The organism is Flavobacterium flavipigmentatum (assembly GCF_020911905.1).
Lineage (GTDB): Bacteria > Bacteroidota > Bacteroidia > Flavobacteriales > Flavobacteriaceae > Flavobacterium > Flavobacterium flavipigmentatum.
The window spans coordinates 97,395-117,825 of the sequence record NZ_CP087133.1; the positions used below are offsets into that span (position 1 = coordinate 97,395).

The 20,431-nt window shown below is 34.3% G+C and carries 20 protein-coding genes and 1 riboswitch; of the genes, 14 read left to right on the forward strand and 6 right to left on the reverse strand.

The window, feature by feature from the left end; translation table 11 throughout:
* The first annotated feature begins 161 nt into the window (after positions 1-161).
* The 5 genes from LNP22_RS00485 to LNP22_RS00505 are packed head-to-tail and all read left to right on the forward strand — an operon-like array spanning position 162 to position 4,690.
* On the forward strand, positions 162-1,049 hold the full coding sequence (locus LNP22_RS00485) for a protease complex subunit PrcB family protein (protein WP_229974825.1): 888 nt from the start codon (positions 162-164) through the stop codon (positions 1,047-1,049).
* Positions 1,046-1,444 carry a hypothetical protein gene (locus tag LNP22_RS00490; RefSeq protein ID WP_210666818.1) on the forward strand — a complete coding sequence of 133 codons (399 nt, stop codon included), beginning with the start codon at positions 1,046-1,048 and terminating at the stop codon, positions 1,442-1,444. Before LNP22_RS00485 ends, LNP22_RS00490 begins: the two co-directional genes overlap by 4 nt.
* A gap of 49 nt (positions 1,445-1,493) precedes the next feature.
* Complete coding sequence (locus tag LNP22_RS00495; protein WP_229974826.1) at positions 1,494-2,045, forward strand: RNA polymerase sigma factor; 552 nt, start codon at positions 1,494-1,496, stop codon at positions 2,043-2,045.
* Positions 2,042-4,108: a hypothetical protein gene (locus tag LNP22_RS00500; protein ID WP_229974827.1), complete on the forward strand. Its 2,067-nt coding sequence runs from the start codon at positions 2,042-2,044 to the stop codon at positions 4,106-4,108. The genes LNP22_RS00495 and LNP22_RS00500 overlap by 4 nt, the downstream gene beginning before the upstream one ends.
* A 45-nt stretch (positions 4,109-4,153) precedes the next feature.
* On the forward strand, positions 4,154-4,690 hold the full coding sequence (locus LNP22_RS00505) for a MepB family protein (RefSeq protein ID WP_229974828.1): 537 nt from the start codon (positions 4,154-4,156) through the stop codon (positions 4,688-4,690).
* Here LNP22_RS00505 and LNP22_RS00510 read toward each other — a convergent pair.
* Positions 4,653-5,306: a response regulator gene (locus tag LNP22_RS00510; RefSeq protein ID WP_210666822.1), complete on the reverse strand. Its 654-nt coding sequence runs from the start codon at positions 5,304-5,306 to the stop codon at positions 4,653-4,655. The genes LNP22_RS00505 and LNP22_RS00510 overlap by 38 nt on opposite strands.
* 41 nt (positions 5,307-5,347) lie before the next feature.
* Positions 5,348-7,060, reverse strand: coding sequence for a sensor histidine kinase (locus LNP22_RS00515; protein WP_229974829.1), 1,713 nt, complete (start codon positions 7,058-7,060; stop codon positions 5,348-5,350).
* A gap of 302 nt (positions 7,061-7,362) precedes the next feature.
* Here LNP22_RS00515 and LNP22_RS00520 point away from each other — a divergent pair, with 302 nt between their 5' ends.
* Positions 7,363-7,965 carry a pseudouridine synthase gene (locus LNP22_RS00520; protein WP_229976337.1) on the forward strand — a complete coding sequence of 201 codons (603 nt, stop codon included), beginning with the start codon at positions 7,363-7,365 and terminating at the stop codon, positions 7,963-7,965.
* A 26-nt stretch (positions 7,966-7,991) separates the two neighbouring features.
* A complete protein-coding gene (locus LNP22_RS00525) occupies positions 7,992-8,447 on the forward strand; it encodes a tRNA (cytidine(34)-2'-O)-methyltransferase (RefSeq protein ID WP_229974830.1) in 456 nt (151 codons plus the stop codon).
* Positions 8,448-8,570: 123 nt separating this feature from the next.
* Here the strand turns inward: LNP22_RS00525 and LNP22_RS00530 are convergent, their stop codons facing one another.
* From LNP22_RS00530 to LNP22_RS00540, 3 genes are read right to left on the reverse strand one after another with little or no spacing between them, the layout of a single operon-like run.
* Positions 8,571-9,347 (reverse strand): ABC transporter ATP-binding protein, encoded by a 777-nt coding sequence (locus tag LNP22_RS00530; RefSeq protein ID WP_229974831.1) that lies wholly within the window; start codon positions 9,345-9,347, stop codon positions 8,571-8,573.
* Positions 9,348-9,383: 36 nt separating this feature from the next.
* Positions 9,384-10,412: an iron chelate uptake ABC transporter family permease subunit gene (locus LNP22_RS00535; RefSeq protein ID WP_429670529.1), complete on the reverse strand. Its 1,029-nt coding sequence runs from the start codon at positions 10,410-10,412 to the stop codon at positions 9,384-9,386.
* A gap of 1 nt (position 10,413) precedes the next feature.
* Positions 10,414-11,556 carry an ABC transporter substrate-binding protein gene (locus LNP22_RS00540; RefSeq protein ID WP_229974832.1) on the reverse strand — a complete coding sequence of 381 codons (1,143 nt, stop codon included), beginning with the start codon at positions 11,554-11,556 and terminating at the stop codon, positions 10,414-10,416.
* 95 nt (positions 11,557-11,651) lie between these two features.
* Between LNP22_RS00540 and LNP22_RS00545 the strand changes: the two genes are divergently transcribed.
* From LNP22_RS00545 to LNP22_RS00575, 7 genes are all read left to right on the forward strand, one after another.
* Positions 11,652-12,014 (forward strand): C1orf53 family protein, encoded by a 363-nt coding sequence (locus tag LNP22_RS00545; protein WP_229974833.1) that lies wholly within the window; start codon positions 11,652-11,654, stop codon positions 12,012-12,014.
* A gap of 81 nt (positions 12,015-12,095) precedes the next feature.
* Positions 12,096-12,605, forward strand: coding sequence for a bifunctional adenosylcobinamide kinase/adenosylcobinamide-phosphate guanylyltransferase (gene cobU, locus LNP22_RS00550; protein ID WP_229974834.1), 510 nt, complete (start codon positions 12,096-12,098; stop codon positions 12,603-12,605).
* Positions 12,606-12,631: 26 nt separating this feature from the next.
* Positions 12,632-14,311: a nicotinate-nucleotide--dimethylbenzimidazole phosphoribosyltransferase gene (gene cobT, locus LNP22_RS00555; RefSeq protein WP_229974835.1), complete on the forward strand. Its 1,680-nt coding sequence runs from the start codon at positions 12,632-12,634 to the stop codon at positions 14,309-14,311.
* 51 nt (positions 14,312-14,362) lie between these two features.
* On the forward strand, positions 14,363-15,160 hold the full coding sequence (locus tag LNP22_RS00560; RefSeq protein WP_229974836.1) for an adenosylcobinamide-GDP ribazoletransferase: 798 nt from the start codon (positions 14,363-14,365) through the stop codon (positions 15,158-15,160).
* A complete protein-coding gene (cobC, locus tag LNP22_RS00565; protein WP_229974837.1) occupies positions 15,145-15,681 on the forward strand; it encodes an alpha-ribazole phosphatase in 537 nt (178 codons plus the stop codon). Before LNP22_RS00560 ends, cobC begins: the two co-directional genes overlap by 16 nt.
* Positions 15,682-15,748: 67 nt before the next feature.
* Positions 15,749-15,985, forward strand: a riboswitch (cobalamin riboswitch).
* A 27-nt stretch (positions 15,986-16,012) separates the two neighbouring features.
* Complete coding sequence (locus LNP22_RS00570; RefSeq protein ID WP_229974838.1) at positions 16,013-17,866, forward strand: TonB-dependent receptor plug domain-containing protein; 1,854 nt, start codon at positions 16,013-16,015, stop codon at positions 17,864-17,866.
* 4 nt (positions 17,867-17,870) lie between these two features.
* Positions 17,871-18,899 carry a YncE family protein gene (locus tag LNP22_RS00575; RefSeq protein WP_229974839.1) on the forward strand — a complete coding sequence of 343 codons (1,029 nt, stop codon included), beginning with the start codon at positions 17,871-17,873 and terminating at the stop codon, positions 18,897-18,899.
* Positions 18,900-18,960: 61 nt separating this feature from the next.
* On the opposite strand, the gene LNP22_RS00580 is transcribed toward LNP22_RS00575, so the two are convergent.
* Positions 18,961-20,403, reverse strand: coding sequence for a S41 family peptidase (locus LNP22_RS00580; protein ID WP_229974840.1), 1,443 nt, complete (start codon positions 20,401-20,403; stop codon positions 18,961-18,963).
* Between the last annotated feature and the right edge of the window lie 28 nt (positions 20,404-20,431).

The following is a 20,431-nucleotide window of genomic DNA, read 5'->3' on the forward strand; positions in this document are numbered from 1 at the left end:
AACTTAGTTCTGGATTCAAAAAATAAAATTTCACTATTTATTTGTAGCCCTAAATTAAACAAACAAATCGAAGTCGGACTCAAAAAAATAATTCTTTTGACGCAACCATTTCAAATATCAGGCATCTATTTAACATATAATCTATTAAAAAAATATTGACCATGAAAAAAATTATGTTGAGTTTGTTGATCGCTTTCGGATTAAGTTCTTGTTCTCTTGGTGATGATATTCAAGATACATGCGGAGCGTATGAAGACGTTTCTTTTACGGGATTTCCTCTTTTATGCAATTATAGCGTAAAAACTATGCCTAATAATGCAACCGCACTAATCGTAAATTCGCAAGAAAAACTGGAAGTCAATTTTACAAAACATGAAAATACTTGCACGGTACCAAGCGATCCAGCCATCGATTTTACAAAAAACTATTTGATAGGTATTTACGCCGGAGCCAAACCTACTAGTGGTTATGCTATAAAAATGAGTTCTATTGTAGAAAACAACTGCCAGATCGTGATTAATTATTATGAGAAGTCGCCACTTCCAAACGAAGTGATCACAGACGGAACTACTTACCCAACAGACTTTATTTTGATTCCGAAGACTTCTAAAACTATTTATTTTAACAAAACTACACAGTCTGCCAATACGATGATTGTGGGTAATTATTCTAGTGTTTGCGCCGGTGGTGGTTGTTTGAACTTTTTTCAGATAAACGATTACAACACTATTGAGTTTAAAAACGTAGTTCTTAATCAGTACAATTTTAGCCAATACAAAAATACAACTACAGGAAAAGTAGGCGATTATACGTTGTTTCTAAAAAGCGTTCCTGCCGAAATTTTAAACTTAAAAGGACAAACAAAAACCTATGGTGCTCCAGAATCATCAGATCAGGGAGGTGTTTATTTTGAGCTACGTCAAGATGGCAATACAACCAAAATTTATATTGATAACAAAGACACAGCAGACCAGAGTGTCGAAATCAAAGCTTTCAAAAAAGCGATTCAGGATAAAATTACAGCTCTAAAAAAATACAGCTCATCATGAAAAAAAACTTCATATTCCTTATCTTATTAAGTATTTTTTCGAATGCCTATTCTTTAGAATCTGCCACCAAAAAGTCTAATACCATTATTGATACATGGGTTTGGGAAAAATCTATTGGCAGTGCAAACAATCCTTATGTCTCAACACCAAAAAGCATTGGGTATAACAAAAAAATTACTTTTACCAGCGATGGCAGAGTTATTACTTTTAAGAACAATGTAGAAATTAGAAACAGTACATATGAGCTCAAAAAAGGCATTAGTGCTATCGATAGTTTAGAACACGATTTAATCAGTTTTGAGGGCACAACGTACGTGATCGAAAACCTTGATAATGAACATCTAACTATTGTAATAAACGCAACAGACGGAGCAAAGTCTATTTATAAAAGATAATTCTATACAATAGAAAAGCTTATTTTTGCACAATCAAATTAATACTTTTTTGAAAAACGATTTAGAGACATATATCAAGCAATGCGTTCAAAATGACAGAGGAGGACAACTGAAAATTTATCAGTTGTTCTCTCCTGTTTTGTATGGTATTTGTCTAAAATACATGAAAAACGAAGATGATGCCAAAGACGTTTTTCAAGAAGCTTTTATCATTGTTTTTGAAAAAATACATCAATACAAATTTGAAGGAAGTTTTGAAGGATGGTTAAAACGAATTTTCATCAATAAACTGATTGAAACATTGAATAAAAAAAGAAAAGAAAGTTTTTTTCTGGATGTTTTTGATCCCGATGTCAATGTTACTGATGAAGAAGAGCTGGAAATTTTCCCGATAGAACAAGAAAAATTACTGGAATACATAAGGGATTTACCCGATCAATACCGGATGGTTTTTAATTTGTATGTTTTTGAAAAAATGAAACACAAAGAGATCGCCGAATTATTGAAAATTTCAGAAGGAACTTCAAAATCAAATTTAAACCGAGCCAAAGGAATTTTGCAAAAAAGAATTTTGAGTATTAAAAATTTTAAGACAGCATGAAAAAGCAAAATATAGAAGATATTTTTTCATCGATAGAACACTTTTCGAGCGTTCCGCCACCCGAATTGTGGGACAAAATTGAAGAGCAGTTGGACCAACCCAAAAAGAAAAAAAGAGCTGTTCTGTGGTGGTCTGCCGCCGCAAGTTTACTGTTGGGTCTATCGATTCCGTCTGTGCTTTATTTTAATTCAAAATCCGACAAAGCAATTTCTCCCGGAGCGATAGAAAATAAAAATGTGTTTTTAAATAAAGAAATAGATACTGATCAAGATTCTAAAAACAGTACAATAAAAAGTAATACAAATATTCAAACTGAAAAAACAATCAGAGTTTCAAGCATCAAAAACAAATCAGAACAATCAAATCAGAATGCGGCCAATCAAAACAATTTGGTTGTTGTAGAAGCAAATTCTTCAAGTAAAGTGAATGCTGAAACATCGCACGAAAAAACCAAAGAAAATATCAAATCTGAAACTATAGCAGCAAAATCAACATTGACGGAAGAAAAACTTCCAAATGGATTTTCTCCTAATCAAAATACATCCTTTAAAAGTAATGATGATAAAGGATTAAAAAATGCTAATGCCGTCGTTTTAAATTCTTCTCTTCAAAATAAAAATATTTTAAAAGAGTCTATAGCAAAAGAAAAATTCGATGCAGGAAATAAAACAGTAATCGCGGCAAATGATAATATTCAAAATAAAAATGCTCCAAAAGAAGCTGTAGCAAAAGATAAATTAGATGCTGAAAACAAAACGGCAATCGCGGAAAATGATAATATTCAAAATAAAAATGCTTCAAAAGAAGCTGTAAGAAAAGATAAATTCGATGCTGAAAACAAAACGGCAATCGCAGCAAATGATAACATTCAAAATAAAAACATTTCAAAAGAGTCTGTAGCAAAAGACAAATTCGATGCTGAAAATAAAACGGCAATCGCGGCAAATGATAATATTCAAAATAAAAACATTTCAAAAGAGTCTGTAGCAAAAGATAAATTCGATGCTGAAAACAAAACGGCAATCGCGGCAAATGATAACATTCAAAATAAAAACATTTCAAAAGAGTTTATAGCAAAAGATAAATTCGATACTGAAAATAAAACGGCAATCGCTGCAAATGATAACATTCAAAATAAAACAAACGGAAGTCAATCTGGAATAGTAACCGAAAATTTACCTAGTCAGAAGGCGATTGCTTTTACTGAAAGAAAAAATACCGATGCAACTGTTTTATTGACCAAAACCGATTCTCTTCAATTAGCCGAACTTCATAACTTGGAAGAATCACTAAAAAACCCGAAAAAAGAGCAGGAAATAGACGAAAAAGCAAGTCTGATTTCTAAAGCGGAAAAATGGTCTGTAGAGGTATTTGCAGGTATCGCCAATTCTGAAAACTATAAAAACGACAAAACTTTGGGCAATGTAAACTCGCCTAAACAAAGTAATGCTTACGGAGTAAAAACAAATTATAAACTCAATAAAAAATGGGCAGTAAGTTCTGGGCTAAAAATTAACGAACTCGGGCAAAGTCTCGCCAATGTTTCGTATATCGATACAAAAAGCATTGCTTTTATGAAGCCAGAAGAAGTCTCTGCCGATCGCTCACCATCAACCCGAATTTCAAACAGTACTGATTTTGTTTTTGTAGCTTCTGCTACCAATGACAATGTAACTAATAATGTAAATAACGGAGTCATGAATACCGCTAGTTTTGAAAGTGGCGATGTAGATCAGCGTTTGAAATATCTTGAAATGCCTTTTGAAGTTTCCTACTTTATTCTGAACAAAAATAAAACGACTGTAAGTCTGAATACGGGAGGTTTTGTTGGAAAATTAATTTCGAATGATGTGTATCTAAACGGCAGCGCTATTGGCGAGAACCAGAATGCGAACAGTTTTGTCTATGGCTCGTTGTTAAGCAGTACTTTACAATATCGTTTGTACAAAAAAACAAATATTTTTGTAGAACCTGGGATGAATTATTATGTAAATCCGTTGGATAATCAGTCGTTCAACCAGTTTCAGTGGTCATTCAATTTTGGGTTAAATGTTTCGTTCTAAAAAAATTGATGTATTTTTAGTCCCATATTTACCATACTTATTAAAATGACACCACACAATAATTGGATTGAAAAAAGCGTACCAAATGATTTAATTATTGCAAAAGAATTGATTTACGACAGGCATAAATTAGAATGTACTATACCTTTGTCAGAACCTGAAAGCCAGGATTATAATGCGTTTAGATTTACTCTTAATTCGATAAAAATTTGTTATCGAACAGCCAAAATCACACCTACAAAAACGGGGCAGTTTGTTACTTTATGGAAACGAAATAAAGATAAAATTATCGAGCCTTTTGATTCGGATGATCCTATAGACGCCGTAATTGTTAGTGTTAGAAAGGAAAACGATTTGGGGCAATTTATTTTTCCTAAACACATATTACTTAAAGAAGGAGTTTTTTCTACCTCAAATAAAGAAGGTAAGCGAGCAATTCGGGTTTATCCGCCTTGGGACGAAACCACCAGCAAGCAAGCACAAAAAACACAACAATGGCAGTTAAAATATTTCTTTTGGATTACTGCCGAAAAAAGCCATTTGATCACTGACTTTCTTCATAATACAATTGAAAAAACATAATCAAATCGGCAACGTTATCAAGGTCCAATTTTTCAAAAATCCTGTTTTTAAAGGTACTTACCGTGTTTTTTTTAATATCGAGTAATTCAGAAATTTCAAGATTTCCATAACCCCTGATGAGCAGTTTTGCAACCTCTATCTCTCTTTTAGACAAGTGATCAATTGGATTTATTGACTTTTTAGAAATGTATGTATCCAAAATTTTGTTCTTTACATTAACAGACAAATATTTTCCTGTGAGTACCATACTTTTTATCGCTGCCGCCATATCCTCCATCGTGCTCCCTTTATTAAGATAGCCTGAAGCACCCGCGTTCAGATATCGCATGGCATAAATATTTTCGTCATAGGCAGAAAACATCAAAATCTTGATCTCTGGCTGAATATTTAAAATATCGCTTATTAAATTTAAACTGCTTCCGTCAGGAAAATTGATATCTAAAATCATGATGTCAATTTTAGTTTCGTTCAGTACTTTAAAAGTATCTTTGAAAGTTCCTGCCTGATAAATTTCTGCGCTGGGAAATTCAGATTTTATCAACAAAGCAATGCCCTGCCTTACAACACTATGATCATCTGATAATAAAAAATTATTTTTTTTTGATAGTTGTGTCATTATTTTTTTGACTAATTATTTTATTTGATTAAAAATTTCTTTTACATTTTATTTAACAACAGGTTGAATGTGATTGTGGTTCCTTTTCCTTCCTGGCTTTCAACATGGATTTCGCCTCCAAACAAAGTCACTATTTCTCTGCACAAATTCAGTCCCAAACCAACACCCAAATCATATACTTTTTCTGAGACCATACCCTGATAATACGATTCGAAAATGTTTTTCAAATCCTGGTCTGCAATACCTATTCCGTTATCTTTTACTGACACTTTCAAATTATATTCCAAATTTGATTTGTCTTCTAAATCAAGCACCACTAAAATTAGTCCATTTTTAGTAAACTTGTTGGCATTACCTATAATATTATAAAAAAGTTGGTGAATTTTTCCTGCATCAGAGTAAACTTTACAATTTGCATCTATATTCGATTGCATTTCTACCTTATTACCCTTACTTTCGGCCAGATATGCCAAAGAACTAATAATTTGATCCAGTTCTGATTTCAGCATAATTTCCTTGTGCTGCAAATCAAATTTGCGGTTTTCATCTTTTGAATAAGCTAAAATTTGATTGGCCAGAAGCAATAAGGAATTGGTCGTAAACTCAATTGATTTAAAAACTTCTTTCGCCTCTTTTTCTTTTACCATCGAATCAATTATTGAACTGTAAATCGAAATAATACTTAACGGAGATCTGATTTCGTGACTAATCATTCCCATAATTCTATTTTTAAAACTCAAACTTTGACTGATTTTTTGCTGTGCAATAGTTAGTCTTTTTTCGTAATCAAATGAGATGCGGGTAAAATTTAAAAGCATTATCGTGATAAACAACATCAATAAAATCAATATCACAATATGATAACTTCGTACAGATTTGTTGACTTCATATTGATTTAGAATGTTTTCTTTATTCTTTTTTTGCAAATCGTTTATTGTGTTGATATAACTAGGCAGAATGCTCTGGCTTAATTTAAATACATCTTTATTAACGCCGATAAGCTCCTGATCTTTCTCTCTTAAATTAGAAAATGTACTTTTTATTTTATCAAATTCAGTTTTATAAAATGCATTAGTTTCTGCAAAAAGATTCGCTATTTGCTCCTCTAAACTTCCTGAGACCACTTTATTTTTGTATTTCATGGTCACTATGATATTCAATTGCTCTTTTTGTATCTCGGTTTTTCCGGCTATGGCACTTCCTAAACGGGCAAGAAGTCCTTTTTTTGCAATGCTGTCTATTTTTAAAGTCGAATGTACTTTTATACTATCTATTATTTTTTCTGATTCAAATTTAGTAAAATCTGCAATTCTCGATTGCTGATTACTGCCTGACTTTAGACCGTGATCCAAGACAGAATCTATAGCATGTTTTAGGAGAGAAATATCCCGCTGAGTTTGATCTCTTTTTAATAATTTTTCTTTCAAAGCATTGTTATTCTTGGTGATAGACTCAAGACTATCTATCAAAAAACTCATTTGCTTTAATGAATTTGTGTATTTGTTTAATGCCTTCTCGTCTTTAGTATTCAGATAATCATAAAAATATCCTTGAGAAGTAATAAAAGAATTATTGACCTTGATTGTAAACTCCGATAATTTGTCCAAAACAGCCATTTCATCAAACTTTTTCGCAATCTTATCCTCGTTTGATGTTTGATGATACCAAATAAAAATTACCGCCATCTGCAAAATAATAACACAACACAACAACGTGTAATGTATTGCTTTACGATATTCAAATTTTAGTCGCATGATAATAATTTTCACCTCACAAATCATCTTCTAATTTGTAGTAATTTAATACAGTAAAAATACTATAATTATATTCAAAAACTTACAAAAAACAACACTTAACGGCTAACTTAGCACGAACGATATTTAATTAACAGGTAATTTATGTCAATTGTAATAAAAACAAATACAGCAACTATAGAAATCCTGTTTTTAGGTTTGAATAATAAAACGAAAACGAGTATAATGTTTTCGAAACAAAACCTATGTCGCTCGATAATTACTTATTTTTGCACACCAAAGCATCATTACAAACCAGCACAATGTTAGAAAATACCCGGCATCAACATTTTATACTTTTTAAACCTTATGGCTATTTAAGTCAATTTATTTATGAACTTAAAAGAAAGAAAAAACTTTTAGGCGAAATTTATAATTTCCCTCAAGGCACTATGGCCATTGGCCGACTGGATGAAGACTCAGAAGGATTGCTTTTGCTAACCACTGACGGAAAAGTAAGTGAGCAAATAAGAAGTAAAAAAGTAGATAAAGAATATTATGTTCAGGTTGATGGTGTAATTACTCCCGAAGCTATTGAGCAATTGCAAAAAGGGGTCGAAATTGGATTTGACGGTGGCAAATACATTACAAAACCCTGCCGTGCTTTTATCGTTACTGAAGTCCCTGATTTCGGGCCAAGAGCAAAAAAAATCAGAGATGAGCGCCATGGACCAACTACATGGGCGTCTATAACAGTAAATGAAGGAAAATTTCGTCAGGTACGAAAAATGACTGCAGCAGTAGGATTTCCAACGTTGCGATTGGTTCGTGTACGCATTGGAAATGTATATTTGCAAAACTTAAAAGCTGGGGAAGTTTTAGAGGTTTCTAATTTTAACATCGATGATGCTACTCAAAAGCTTTAATTTTTTAATCTTTTTAATATAAAAAAATGCTAAATGTTGTTCTTGTAGAACCTGAAATACCAAACAATACGGGAAATATTGGTCGATTATGTGTGGGTACCGAAAGCAGATTACATTTGATCCATCCGTTTGGGTTTGTGATTAATGATAAAAACCTAAAGCGCTCCGGTTTGGATTATTGGGTACACCTTGATGTAACTGAATATGAAAATATAGAAGAATGGATGCAGCAAATTCCGGATCGATCACGTGTTTTTTTGATGAGTTCGCATGCTGAGAAATCGTATTTGGAAACCGAATTTCGTGACGGAGACTGGTTGGTTTTTGGCAAAGAAAGCGTTGGCCTGAGCAAGGAAGTGTTGGCTCGTTTTGAAAATCATCTGACAATCCCGATGTCAAAATTGATACGCAGTTTTAATATTGCCAATTCTGTGGCTTTTGTACTTGGTGAAGCCAAAAGGCAAATTGGGTTGAAACTTTAATATATATTTTTTTTTAATTATGAATACGACTGCCCTAGCCCTGATGGGAGCGGCATCCTTTTGTTTTTTTCTTTAAAAAACAAAAGATACAGCGGACAGCAGGATGAGCTCCTGAGAAAAGTATTAGGTAATTACAAATTTGCCTTTTTCTGCATCAAAAGCAATGTGTTCGTCTTTGAATAATGTTGCGAAATTTCCTTTTGAAATCAAGTTACACGGTTCGTCCTGCACGACTAAATTGGGCGTCATAATAATCATTTCGTCACTTAATTGTATCGCCAAATCGATGTCGTGAGTAGAAAATAAAATGCATTTATTGGTCTCGTGCGTGAGTTTTTTTAGTAATTTGAATAACGATACTTTGTGCAATAGATCGAGGTGTGTGGTGGGTTCGTCGAGAATAATGAGCGGCGTATCTTGTGCCAAAGCCCTTGCTATTAATACTTTTTGCAATTGTCCATCGCTAATTTCGTAATGCTTTTTTTTGGCCAGATCCGAGATTTGGGTGAGTTCCAGCGCGTCCTGAACTTTCTGGATATCGGTTGAAGTTAGAGTCCCTATCCAGTTGGTATAGGGCTGCCTTCCTAAAGCTACGAGCTCGAAAACAGACAGATTGCTTGAAGGCAGTTTTTCGGTTAAAACCAAACTTAAATTTTGTGCCAAATCTAAGGGTGAGTATGCCGTGATGGTTTTATCTTTGAGAAAAACATGTCCCGCCAAAGGTTTCTGAATCCCCGTAATAGTGCGCAACAAAGTTGATTTTCCGATTCCGTTTGCACCGATTAGCGAGATGAGTTTTCCAGAAGCGAAATTCAAATTTAGATTTTCTGCAATGGTCACCGTATTATTTTTGGACTTATAGCCAATAGTTAAATTTGAAGTGGTTAAAATATTTTTCATTTTTACTGCTTTACTGCGTTGCCAGATGAATCCTTTTTACTGAAAATTTCTTTTTTGAACCAAAAGCCAAATTACGACCGGAGCTCCGATTATAGAAGTAATTGCGTTGATAGGAAGGGTGACGTCAAAACCTGGCATTTGTGAAACTACATCGCAAAAAAGCATTATTATGGCACCCAAAAACAAGGTGCTCCAAAACAAAATCGTATGATTACTGGTTTGAAATGTTAGCTTTGCAATATGTGGAACAGCCAGACCTACAAACGCAATTGGCCCCGCAAAAGCAGTGATACTTCCTGCTAAAATACTAGTAGCCAGAATGATGACTAAACGGGCTCTTTTAAAATTTAAACCCATGCTTTTAGCATAATTCTCGCCCAAAAGCAACGCATTTAAGGGTTTTATACTTCCCGCACTTAAAGTCAGACCCAAACCGACACAAACAGTCAAAATAAAAATCGTACTCCATGAGAGGCTTCCAAGATTTCCCATAGACCAAAAAGTAAATTTTTGAAGCTGTTCTGCCGTACTAAAGTACGTTAAAACACTGACAATAGCGGTGGTAAAACTTCCAAACATCAAACCTACAATCAAGATAGCCATGGTGTCTCGCAATCGTTGCGAAACTACTAGAACCAATAGCAAAACAAGACTACTGCCAACTGTAGAGGCGAGGACGATCCCGTAAGACGATAAGGCAATTTCACTTAAAAAAGAAGGCAAAAACCCTGCTCCCAAAATCACAAAAGCAACCCCTAAACTGGCGCCGGAACTTAATCCTAAAACATAAGGTCCCGCCAGCGGGTTTCTGAATAAAGTTTGCATCAGCAAACCACTAACTGACAATCCCATACCTACCAAAACAGCCGTAATTGCTTTGGGTAAGCGATAATTGATAATAATATATTCCCAGGTAGATTTACTGGCATGACCACCTGTTAAACTAGTACAAACTTCCTTAAAAGGAATCGTTACAGAACCTAAACTGATACTAACAAAAAACATGATTACAAGCACAAAAGCCAATAACAGGAATAAAAATATATTTCGGTTTTTATTTACCAATTTAATTCAATTTTGTTGCAAAAGTAAACTCATAACTTGGCAATGCATCGGGGTGAAAAATCTTGATATAATCTTTTAAAACCAAATCAGGACGGCTTGGTGACAATTCGTAATAAATCGTTCCGCCAGTAGCTCCCATTTTGGCTTCAAAAGTATAAATTGTTTTCTTTTTAAAAGAATCAAATTCGCTATAATGCGGATTGCTTTTTCCTAATTCGTCTAAAGATTTAAAAGAACTTGTCGCAATCCAGAAATCAGCCGTTTTTGCTTTATCCAAAACCTTCTCAAAAGACAAACCTTCGCTCCCGGTTCCTTCTAAATTTGCCCATAAATAGTTGGCTTGCGCATCTTTTATAAATTGTGCCACCCAACTATTCCCCTTCGCTACGTACCACAAATCCTGATACATTGACCCATACAAAACGGTAGAAGTAACCTGTTTACTGGCTACTAATTTTTTGGATTGATTATAGCTGAGTACTATTTTGTCAAACAATTCTTTGGCTTTTTCCTCTTTACCAAATAAGACTCCATAAAGTTTGATCCATTCTGCTTTTCCTAAAGGAGATTGCTCCATCCAATCGCCCTGAATAAAGACATTTAAACCACTTTTTTTCAAATTATCCAAAGTCGGATTATTGTTATCTACTCCAAACGTAACAATCAGATCAGGCGCTAATGCAATTAATTGTTCAATGTTTAATTTTTCGTTTTGCCCCACGTTTTTAACGGCGCCTTTATCAATTAAAGCTCTTGTTTTTTTTGAAGAAATATAATCGGTATGCGGAAAACCAACAAGTTTACTTTCTACTTCCAGCATTTCTAAAAAAGGAATATTTGTTGTAGAAGTCACTACTACCGAGTTTAAAGGAACCTGAATTGTGGTATAACTTTTTAAACTATCCGGTAGGTTTACGTCTTTTTCTTTTAGCACATAAGTAAAATTTTTATTGGCTTCTGGCCAAGGATTCGTCACCGTAACTACAGAATATCCTTCTTGTTTTACAATCGAAAGTCCAGAAGCATATTCTATACTATTTTTGGCTATTGCGGTTTTTGCAACCTCTGCGGTTTCCGTTTTTTTACATCCGATGAGGGTACAAAAAAGTACCAAAAAAACTATTTTTTTCAAATAAAAATTCATGATTTAGGTTTTGGATAGTGACAAAGGTAGCGCTATTTCTAAATTTAGTGTTTATTTTTAATTGTAAAAAATTAAACAAATAATATCTTTACATCATGAATGCCATAAAAAGAAAAGTTTGTTCCAATTGTCAAACGGCTTTTAGCTGCGGAGATATTTCTAAGGAAAACAAATGCTGGTGCAATGATTTTCCTCCTATTTTTACGCTCTCAGAATCGGCAGATTGTCTGTGCCCTTCTTGTTTCAAAAAGGCCTGTAACGACAAAATAAATGACTATGTAGCAACCATTACACCCCAAAAAGCACTTACAAATAAAGCCCTATCTTTGCCTAAGACAGAAAAATTAATTGAGGGAATCGATTATTATTTGGAAGACGAAAAGTTCGTATTTAAATCCTGGTTTCACTTGAAAAGAGGTTCCTGCTGTGGAAACAAATGCAGACATTGCCCGTATTAAGCTGGAAAAAATAAATTTTACTACTCATTTCGAATAAAAACCAAAACCAATATAAAAACATAAAAAACACCATTTAAAAACATGATCTATTTGATTACCGGAGGCGAACGTTCAGGAAAAAGCAGTTACGCTCAAAATTTGGCATTGAGCCTTTCTAATTCGCCAATGTATGTGGCAACAGCAAGAAAATGGGACACAGACTTTCAAAACAGGATTGACAGACACCAATCAGAACGTGACGAACGCTGGACGAATATTGAAAAAGAAAAACACGTGAGTGAAATTGATTTTTCAGGAAAAGTAGCCCTGATTGATTGCGTAACACTTTGGTTAACGAACTTTTTTGTTGACACAAAAAACGATGTAGATATTAGTCTTGAAGAAGCCAAAAAAGAGTTCCTCATGATGGCCGGCCAAGAAAATACAACTTTAATTATTGTAACAAACGAAATCGGGATGGGCATACATGCGGAGACACATATTGGCAGAAAATTTACCGAATTGCAAGGCTGGATGAACCAATTTCTAGCTTCAAAAGCTGATGAAGTTGTTTTAATGGTTTCTGGAATTCCTGTCAAAATAAAGGGATAAATAATGGTACTTGATTGTTAAAACTTATGAGTTATTTAGATAATATATTAAAATCACGTCGCGATACTCGCCACTTTACAGCTGATGAAGTTCCTGATGAAGTCATTCAGAACGCTTTGCAGGCAGGACATTGGGCGCCATCTGTGGGTTTGACTGATGCCACAAAATATTATATTATCAAGTCTGCTGATGTAAAAAGCGCCATTAAAAATTTGTTTTTAGATTATAATAAAAAAGCAGAAGCGCTCACTGACAATCCAGAACAAAAAGAACATTATAAATCATTGAAACTAGAAGCGATTGAAGAAGCGCCCATCGGACTTATTATCGCTTATGATCGCTCGGTTCTGAATCAATTTACGATTGGCACTGTTGGAAGTAATGAAGCGGTAAAATTTAGTTCGGTTTGTGCCGCACAAAACATTTGGTTATCCCTTACAGAGCAAGGTTATGGCATGGGTTGGGTTTCGATTTTGGATTATTATCAGTTTAAGAAAATACTAAATTTACCCGAAGAAATAGAGCCGCTAGGTTATTTTTGCATCGGAAAACCAGCTACCAACTATGACAATCAACCAATGTTGCAACAATTGCATTGGAAACAAAAATCGGAAGCACCGGATTGTACCGAAATAAAAAATATTATGGAAAGTAGTATTGTAGATTTGCCTCTACAATCTGCCAAAATCTTTAAAACAACAGCTAATTTTGATCGGCTTTTAAAGGACAAAATCGAATCAAAAACAAAGCCACTCGGTGCTTTGGGAGTTTTAGAAACACTTGCTTTTCAGATGGCGACAGTTTTTCAAACTTTAGAACCTAAAATAACGAACCCTAATATTGTGGTTTTTGCAGCAGATCACGGCATTGCCAATCATGGCGTAAGTGCCTATCCACAGGACGTAACGCGACAAATGGTCGCCAATTTTCTAGAAGGTGGTGCTGCAATAAATGTTTTTTGTCAGCAAAATAATATCCAGTTATCCATTGTAGATGCTGGTGTGAATTATGATTTTCCAACAAATATCAATTTAATAAATGCTAAAATTGCCAAGGGAACACAGTCTTTTCTGCATATTCCAGCGATGAGCGAAGCTGAATTGCAATTGTGTTTTGAAAAAGGAAAATCCATCGTTGAAAACATTGCTGAAAATGATTCCAACTGCATCGGTTTTGGAGAAATGGGGATCGGAAATACCTCTACAGCCGCTGTATTAATGAGTGTTTTAACAGGTTACACTATTGAGGATTGTGTTGGAAAAGGCACTGGAGTTGATGATGCAAAATTTATCGAAAAGCAAAACTTACTTCAAAAAGCGATTGAAAATTATTCCGGTCAAGCCGAATTAATGGAGCAACTGGCCTATTTTGGAGGTTTTGAAATTCTACAAATGGCAAGCGGAATGCTAACAGCTTTCGAGAAAAAAATGTTGATTTTGGTGGATGGATTTATTTGTACTGTCGCTTTTTTAATTGCATCCAAAATAAATCCTGCCATTAAAAACAATGCCATTTTTTGCCATTGCTCTGCTGAAAAGGCACATCAAAAATTACTAGATTATTTAGACGCAAAACCTATTTTGCAACTAGATCTGCGTTTGGGCGAAGGTACAGGTTGTGCGATTGCTTTTCCTATTTTACAATCAGCGGAAGCCTTTTTGAATAAAATGGCTAGTTTTGAAAGCGCTGGCGTGAGTCAAAAATAAACTGATGTCATTTAAAAAATAATTTTAACCCCAATAAAAACCTTCTTTTTAATGAAAAAAGAACTCCATATTTTCTTTACCTCTCTGATGTTTTATACGCGTATTCCTTGTCCAAAAAACATCGATCACCATCCAGATTACCTCAACAAAGCGACCCGCTATTTCCCCTTGATTGGTTGGATAGTGGGAACCATTTCGTTTTCAATCTTCTATATTTCATCACTTTTTCTATCTATAGAAATCGCTGTCATTATGGCAATTATTGCCTCGGTGCTTACAACAGGTGCTTTTCACGAAGATGGGTTTGCAGATGTTTGTGATGGTTTTGGCGGAGGCTGGACCAAAGAAAAGATTTTGCTAATTATGAAAGATAGTGCAATTGGAGCGTATGGAGCGATTGGCGTGGTTTTGCTTTTTTTATTAAAATATAAATTGCTTTCAGACTCAATTGTATTGCTTCAAACATCCGATACAAATACTATTTTTAAAATTTATCTGCTCTTCATTTCCGCTCATGCTTTGAGTCGTTTGGCGGCAATAACGATTATTTTTACACATGAATATTCGCGTGATGACGCCACCAGCAAAAGCAAACCTATTGCTAAAAATTATACTTGGAAAGAGGTTTTGGGTGCTTTTTTCTTTGGGCTTTTGCCCTTAGTAGCACTTGCCACTTTTCAATATAAAATACTTCTTGCCTTGATTCCAGTTTTTGTCATGCGCTATTTTTTGGCTCGTTATTTCCAAAAATGGATTGGCGGTTATACGGGAGATTGTCTCGGCGCAACACAACAGGTTTGTGAAATTGTTTATTATGTAAGCCTTCTTTTTCTATGGAAATTTATCTAGTTCGTCATACCGAAACAACCTGTGAAAAAGGAATTTGCTACGGACAATCTGATGTAGCTTTGGCTGAAAATTTTGAACCTGCTTTTGATGCAATTCTTACCCAATTGCCATCAGAAGCTATTATTTTCTCTAGCCCTTTGCAACGTTGTACTATTTTAGCAAAACACATTCAAAGCAACATAAAAACTATTTCGTATCAGGAAGATTTTCGATTAATGGAAATGAATTTTGGAAATTGGGAATTGAAAAACTGGAACGAAATCCCTCCAGAGCAACTCAATCCCTGGATGGAAGATTTTGTAAACATTCCTGCTTATAATGGTGAATCTTTTACAGATTTACATCAAAGAATCGGCGAATTTCTATCAGAGCAACTTTCAAAAAAAACAAACAAACCTCTTGTTATCGTTACACACGCTGGCGCCATTCGAAGCTTCTTGTGCCATCATACTTCTTTGCACTTAAAAGATGCTTTTCAAAACAAAGTAGATTTTGGGCAAGTCATAAAAATTGCTCTGTAAATATTGTTTTGCCTAAAATTTGACAATTAAAAACAAAGAAATTTGATAATTATATAATTTTAACTTTATATTTGCAGCCAATTAAGGTTGTGTTTTAATTTCAAAACACATTAAAAGGGAATCAAGTTAACAGCCATCGTCTAAAAAATCGATCGCTTCAAATCTTGAGCTGTACCCGCAACTGTAAGCTTAGTTCTGTAAAAAGAATGCTTGTTGTTAGCTACAAACCACTGCTCGCCGCCGCGAGTGGGAAGGTAAACAACAAGACGCAAGCCAGGAGACCTGCCTTTGAAACAATTATCGAGCTCTCGGGAAAAAGAGTGTAGAAATTATGACTTTAAAAAAACGCTTTGCATTTTGCTTTCTATTTTTGTGCCAGATACTTTTGGCGCAGCAAGACTCTATTCTTAATCTTAAGGAAGTTATCGTTGCTGACAAAAATCTCAAAAAATATTCCAATTCGCAATCGGTATTAAAACTTAGCGATTCGGTTATTACCAAAAATGCAGCATTACTGACCAATTTATTAAATTTCAATTCTTCTATTTATTTTAAAGAATACGGTCGTGGAATGCTGTCGACAGTATCCTTTAGAGGAACGACGTCTTCGCAGACTGCCGTAATCTGGAACGGAATCAACATCAATTCGCAAATGAATGGAAGTACTGATTTTAACACGATTTCTGGTGCTGATTACAATTCTGTCAGTGTGAAAGCTGGCGGCGGAAGCGTGATCTATGGCAGTGGTGCCGTTGGAGGAACCGTTCATTTGGATAATGACATGAGCTTCTACAAACGTTTTGAGAATACTTTAAAACTAGATTATGGTAGCTTCAACACTATCGGAATCAATTACAAAACAAATATTTCTAACGAAAAGTGGAGTACGCAAATTGGTTTTTCAAAAAACAGCTCTACCAATGATTACAAATATCTCAACCGTTATACCTGGAGAGGCGAACAGCGCTGGAACCAAAATGGGCAGTATGATATAATTACGATGAGCGCTAATTTAGGATATAAATTTGATGCTAAAAACAGCTTAAAACTATACAGTCAAACGTCTAACACCGATCGAAATACCTCTTTGGTTTCTGAAAACGAAACAAAGAGCAAATACATCAATGGTTTTAATCGAAATTTACTTGAGTACAATGGTGATTTTGGCAAATTAACGACCAATTTTAAAACGGCCTATATTTTTGAAAATTATCAATATTTTGCTGATAATACTCGTAAAGATTTCACGTATGGTAAAACCGAAAGTTTGATTACCAAAGTCGATTTGGGTTACCAGCTTTTTAAATCGGTAGAAATAAACGGGATTGTAGACTATAATAGAACCAAAGGTTACGGCTCTGGTTTTGGAAGTCATGTAAGAGAAATTAGCTCGGCTTCTTTATTGATCAAACAAGATGTTTCAAAAGACTGGAAAAATGAATTTGGTATTAGAAAAGAGTTTACCGACAATTATAAATCACCTATTTTATTCTCACTAGGATCGTCTTATCAGTTTAGTAAATTATATAATTTGAAATTTAATTTTTCCCGAAATTTCAGAATTCCAACCTATAATGATTTATACTGGGAACAAGGAGGTAATCCAAATCTAAAACCTGAAAACTCGTATCAAACAGAAATCGGGAATGTTTTTACATTTAAAAACTTATCGCTGACTCAGACCTTCTATTACATTAAAATCAATGATTTATTACAGTGGGTTCCGGGCCAAAACGGTATTTGGTCTCCCCAAAACACAAACAAAGTAAGAAGCTACGGAACCGAAACAATATTAGGTTGGAAAAAACAGTTTGACAAAAATTATTTTGCAGCAAATGCGACTTACGCTTACACGATTTCTGAAAATATTGACACCAAAAAGCAACTTTTCTTTGTGCCATTTCACAAAATCACGGGAGCCATATCCTATTCCAGAAACAACATTTCGGCCAATTATCAAATCCTGTACAATGGTTTTGTATACACAAGGGCAGATAATGATCCTAACGAAATTATAGATGCGTATTTGATTTCCAACATTGGAATTGATTATGATTTTAAATTTCTAGACTCTTTCAAACTTGGTATTCAGGTTTTGAATCTTTTTAATCAAGAGTATGAGAGTCTTGAAGACAGACCGATGCCGGGTCGCAATTTTAATATGTATTTAACCTTAAAATTTTAATATAATGAAGTTTAGCAAATTATTTTTAATAGCACTTAGCGTTTCGTTATTTGTTTCATGTTCGAATGATGATGAATCTAATGAACCAAAAGGAATCTATGATAATGGTTTTTTTATTTTGAATGAAGGATCTTCAGGACAAGGTACCGTTTCGTTCTCAAGTGATGATTTCAATGCCTTTACAAAAGATGCTTACACTACTGCCAACGGAACTGATTTGCTCGGGAAATATGCTCAAAACATCTTTTTTGATGGTGACAGAGCTTATATTATTGCTGGTGGTTCTAATGTAATTAATGTCGTAAACAGATATACTTTCAAATTAATTGCAAAAATAGAGACTGGAATTGCAAACCCAAGATATGGTGTTGCAAAAGACGGAAAGGCTTATGTAACAAATGCAAATTCTTTTCCAAGTATCACAGATGATTACGTTGCAGTAATCAATTTGGCTACGAATACTGTAGATACTAAAATTGAGCTAAATGCTACAGCTAACAGAATAATACTAGAAAACGGAAAATTATACATTACAGAACCATACAACAACGACAAATTGTTAGTAATTAATCCGAGTACAAACACACTTGAAACACCGGTGACAATTGGTACTAGTGCCGATTGTATGGATGTAAAAGATGGCGTTTTATATATTTTAAGAAGTCCAAGCAGCGACAGAAGTGAAATTGTAAAAGTAAAATTATCAGACAAAACAACTTCTAAAATCACATTTCCTGAAGCATTAGACGGAGCAGGATATTTAGACATTTATAATGACAAAGTTTATTATACTGTAAGTAATTCTGTGTACGCCATAAACAGTTCTGCCACTACTGCTTCTACAACGGCAATTGTTACAGCGGCTTCGGTTGCTAATTTATACGGATTTGCTGTTAACAACAATCGCATTTACATGGCAGATAGTGGAAATTATACATCAGACAGTAAAGCTTATATCTACAACTTCAACGGAGTTTTAGAAAAAGAATTAATGGTTGGTATAGCCCCAAACGGTTTTTACTTTAATAATTAAATAGTTTTTGGAATTTTATTATTAAAAAAAAAGCTCTCAGTTCTGAGAGCTTTTTTTGTGTTTACTTTAGCGATCTTAAAAGCCCTTCAGGCGCTTCGTCGATATACATTTGATTGCGTATTCCGCTTAATATTTTAGAATCAGCCACAGCGCTAAATTGCTTACTTTTATTTTCAATTGCTTTTTTACCCGAACCTGTAATTTTTGAAATAGTCGTACTTAATAAAGGTTCCGACGGATCTCCCAAAACACCCATAGTCTCCACTTGTTCGTTCTGGGCATAAGTTGGTGTTAACCCATTAGCATATTCACCAAAACCAGAAGCATTAATGATTTTAAGAACCAAAGGCTGCATGGCATATTTATGATTCGGATTTCGGTTTGCTTTTCCAAATGTTGGAGAATCGTACAACGTAATAGAACCCACATTTTTACCAACTGTTGTCTCTCCTACCTGTACCACAGAAATATAAGGCACCAAACCATTTATAACCAGTTCACTTGCAGATGCGGTTGCATCTGTTGTAATGACATAAACTTTTGTCAAATTCAGACTATTAATAGCCGTTCCATCTATTTTATCAACAAATCTATTGTTTAATGATTCGGGATCATCGCTTTCAAAATAAGTATTAATTTTAGCATTCCATTTTTCTTTAGCAAATATTTTATCTGTAAACTGACCTGTAATCATACTTGCCAGACGAGTTGCCGTTAGTACAGAACCACCACCATTGTATCTCAAATCCAAAATTAAATCTGTAATTCCTTGCGCTTTTAATTCTCCAAAAGCAGCATTTAACTGAGTATCGTAATTGGCATAAAAACCATTATACATTAAATATCCAATTTTATGGCTTCCGGAAGTAATCACTTTATTGATAAGAATAGGATTTTCATCTAAAGTTGTTTTGGTCAGAGACAACGTTTTTCCGTTAGACTGAATCGTTGATCCACTTAAAGTCGCAAAATTTAAAGTATAAGTATCGGCAGCTATCAAAGCTTGATAATTAGAAATAGTAAGCTGCGTTCCGTTTATACCCGTAAAAAGTTCACCACGTTTTATATCTTTTGTAGAAGCATCAGAATTTGGAATAATATAGCGTACAAAACCCACCAAATTATCAGAACCCGAACTAATGCGTGCCAGTCTAAAATCAACACCATTACTTTTTGAAGTACCCTGAAGCTCTTGTTCAAGCACCGTATAATCATCTACAATCCAGCTAAAACGATCTTGCGATTTATACAATAGTGCATCAAATAACGTTTTTGGTTCGTCATAACCGCTTAAAAAAGAATTTAAAGCATCCTGATTAGCAAAACGATCGTCTGCCAAATTAGGAATATCAGCCTGATACAAATAGAATTGATTCAGTCCTTTCCAGATGAAATCATTTACTTGTAAATCTGACGAAACACGAACATCATCCTGATCTTCACAAGATTGCAAAGCAAAAACAGCGACAAATAGTAATAGTAGGGTTTTTAATATTGGTTTCATAAAAGAAGGTTTCAATTATAGTATTAAC

Excerpts from the sequence above, each read along its gene's own strand:
- LNP22_RS00525 (WP_229974830.1), top strand. The coding sequence starts at position 7,992 with ATGCTAAATGTTGTTCTTGTAGAACCTGAAATACCAAACAATACGGGA.
- cobC (WP_229974837.1), top strand. The coding sequence starts at position 15,145 with ATGGAAATTTATCTAGTTCGTCATACCGAAACAACCTGTGAAAAAGGA.
- LNP22_RS00570 (WP_229974838.1), top strand. The coding sequence starts at position 16,013 with ATGACTTTAAAAAAACGCTTTGCATTTTGCTTTCTATTTTTGTGCCAG.
- cobT (WP_229974835.1), top strand. The coding sequence starts at position 12,632 with ATGAGTTATTTAGATAATATATTAAAATCACGTCGCGATACTCGCCAC.
- LNP22_RS00505 (WP_229974828.1), top strand. The coding sequence starts at position 4,154 with ATGACACCACACAATAATTGGATTGAAAAAAGCGTACCAAATGATTTA.
- LNP22_RS00500 (WP_229974827.1), top strand. The coding sequence starts at position 2,042 with ATGAAAAAGCAAAATATAGAAGATATTTTTTCATCGATAGAACACTTT.
- LNP22_RS00485 (WP_229974825.1), top strand. The coding sequence starts at position 162 with ATGAAAAAAATTATGTTGAGTTTGTTGATCGCTTTCGGATTAAGTTCT.
- LNP22_RS00580 (WP_229974840.1), bottom strand. The coding sequence starts at position 20,403 with ATGAAACCAATATTAAAAACCCTACTATTACTATTTGTCGCTGTTTTT.
- LNP22_RS00520 (WP_229976337.1), top strand. The coding sequence starts at position 7,363 with ATGTTAGAAAATACCCGGCATCAACATTTTATACTTTTTAAACCTTAT.
- LNP22_RS00510 (WP_210666822.1), bottom strand. The coding sequence starts at position 5,306 with ATGACACAACTATCAAAAAAAAATAATTTTTTATTATCAGATGATCAT.
- LNP22_RS00490 (WP_210666818.1), top strand. The coding sequence starts at position 1,046 with ATGAAAAAAAACTTCATATTCCTTATCTTATTAAGTATTTTTTCGAAT.
- LNP22_RS00545 (WP_229974833.1), top strand. The coding sequence starts at position 11,652 with ATGAATGCCATAAAAAGAAAAGTTTGTTCCAATTGTCAAACGGCTTTT.
- LNP22_RS00530 (WP_229974831.1), bottom strand. The coding sequence starts at position 9,347 with ATGAAAAATATTTTAACCACTTCAAATTTAACTATTGGCTATAAGTCC.
- cobU (WP_229974834.1), top strand. The coding sequence starts at position 12,096 with ATGATCTATTTGATTACCGGAGGCGAACGTTCAGGAAAAAGCAGTTAC.
- LNP22_RS00540 (WP_229974832.1), bottom strand. The coding sequence starts at position 11,556 with ATGAATTTTTATTTGAAAAAAATAGTTTTTTTGGTACTTTTTTGTACC.
- LNP22_RS00515 (WP_229974829.1), bottom strand. The coding sequence starts at position 7,060 with ATGCGACTAAAATTTGAATATCGTAAAGCAATACATTACACGTTGTTG.
- LNP22_RS00560 (WP_229974836.1), top strand. The coding sequence starts at position 14,363 with ATGAAAAAAGAACTCCATATTTTCTTTACCTCTCTGATGTTTTATACG.
- LNP22_RS00575 (WP_229974839.1), top strand. The coding sequence starts at position 17,871 with ATGAAGTTTAGCAAATTATTTTTAATAGCACTTAGCGTTTCGTTATTT.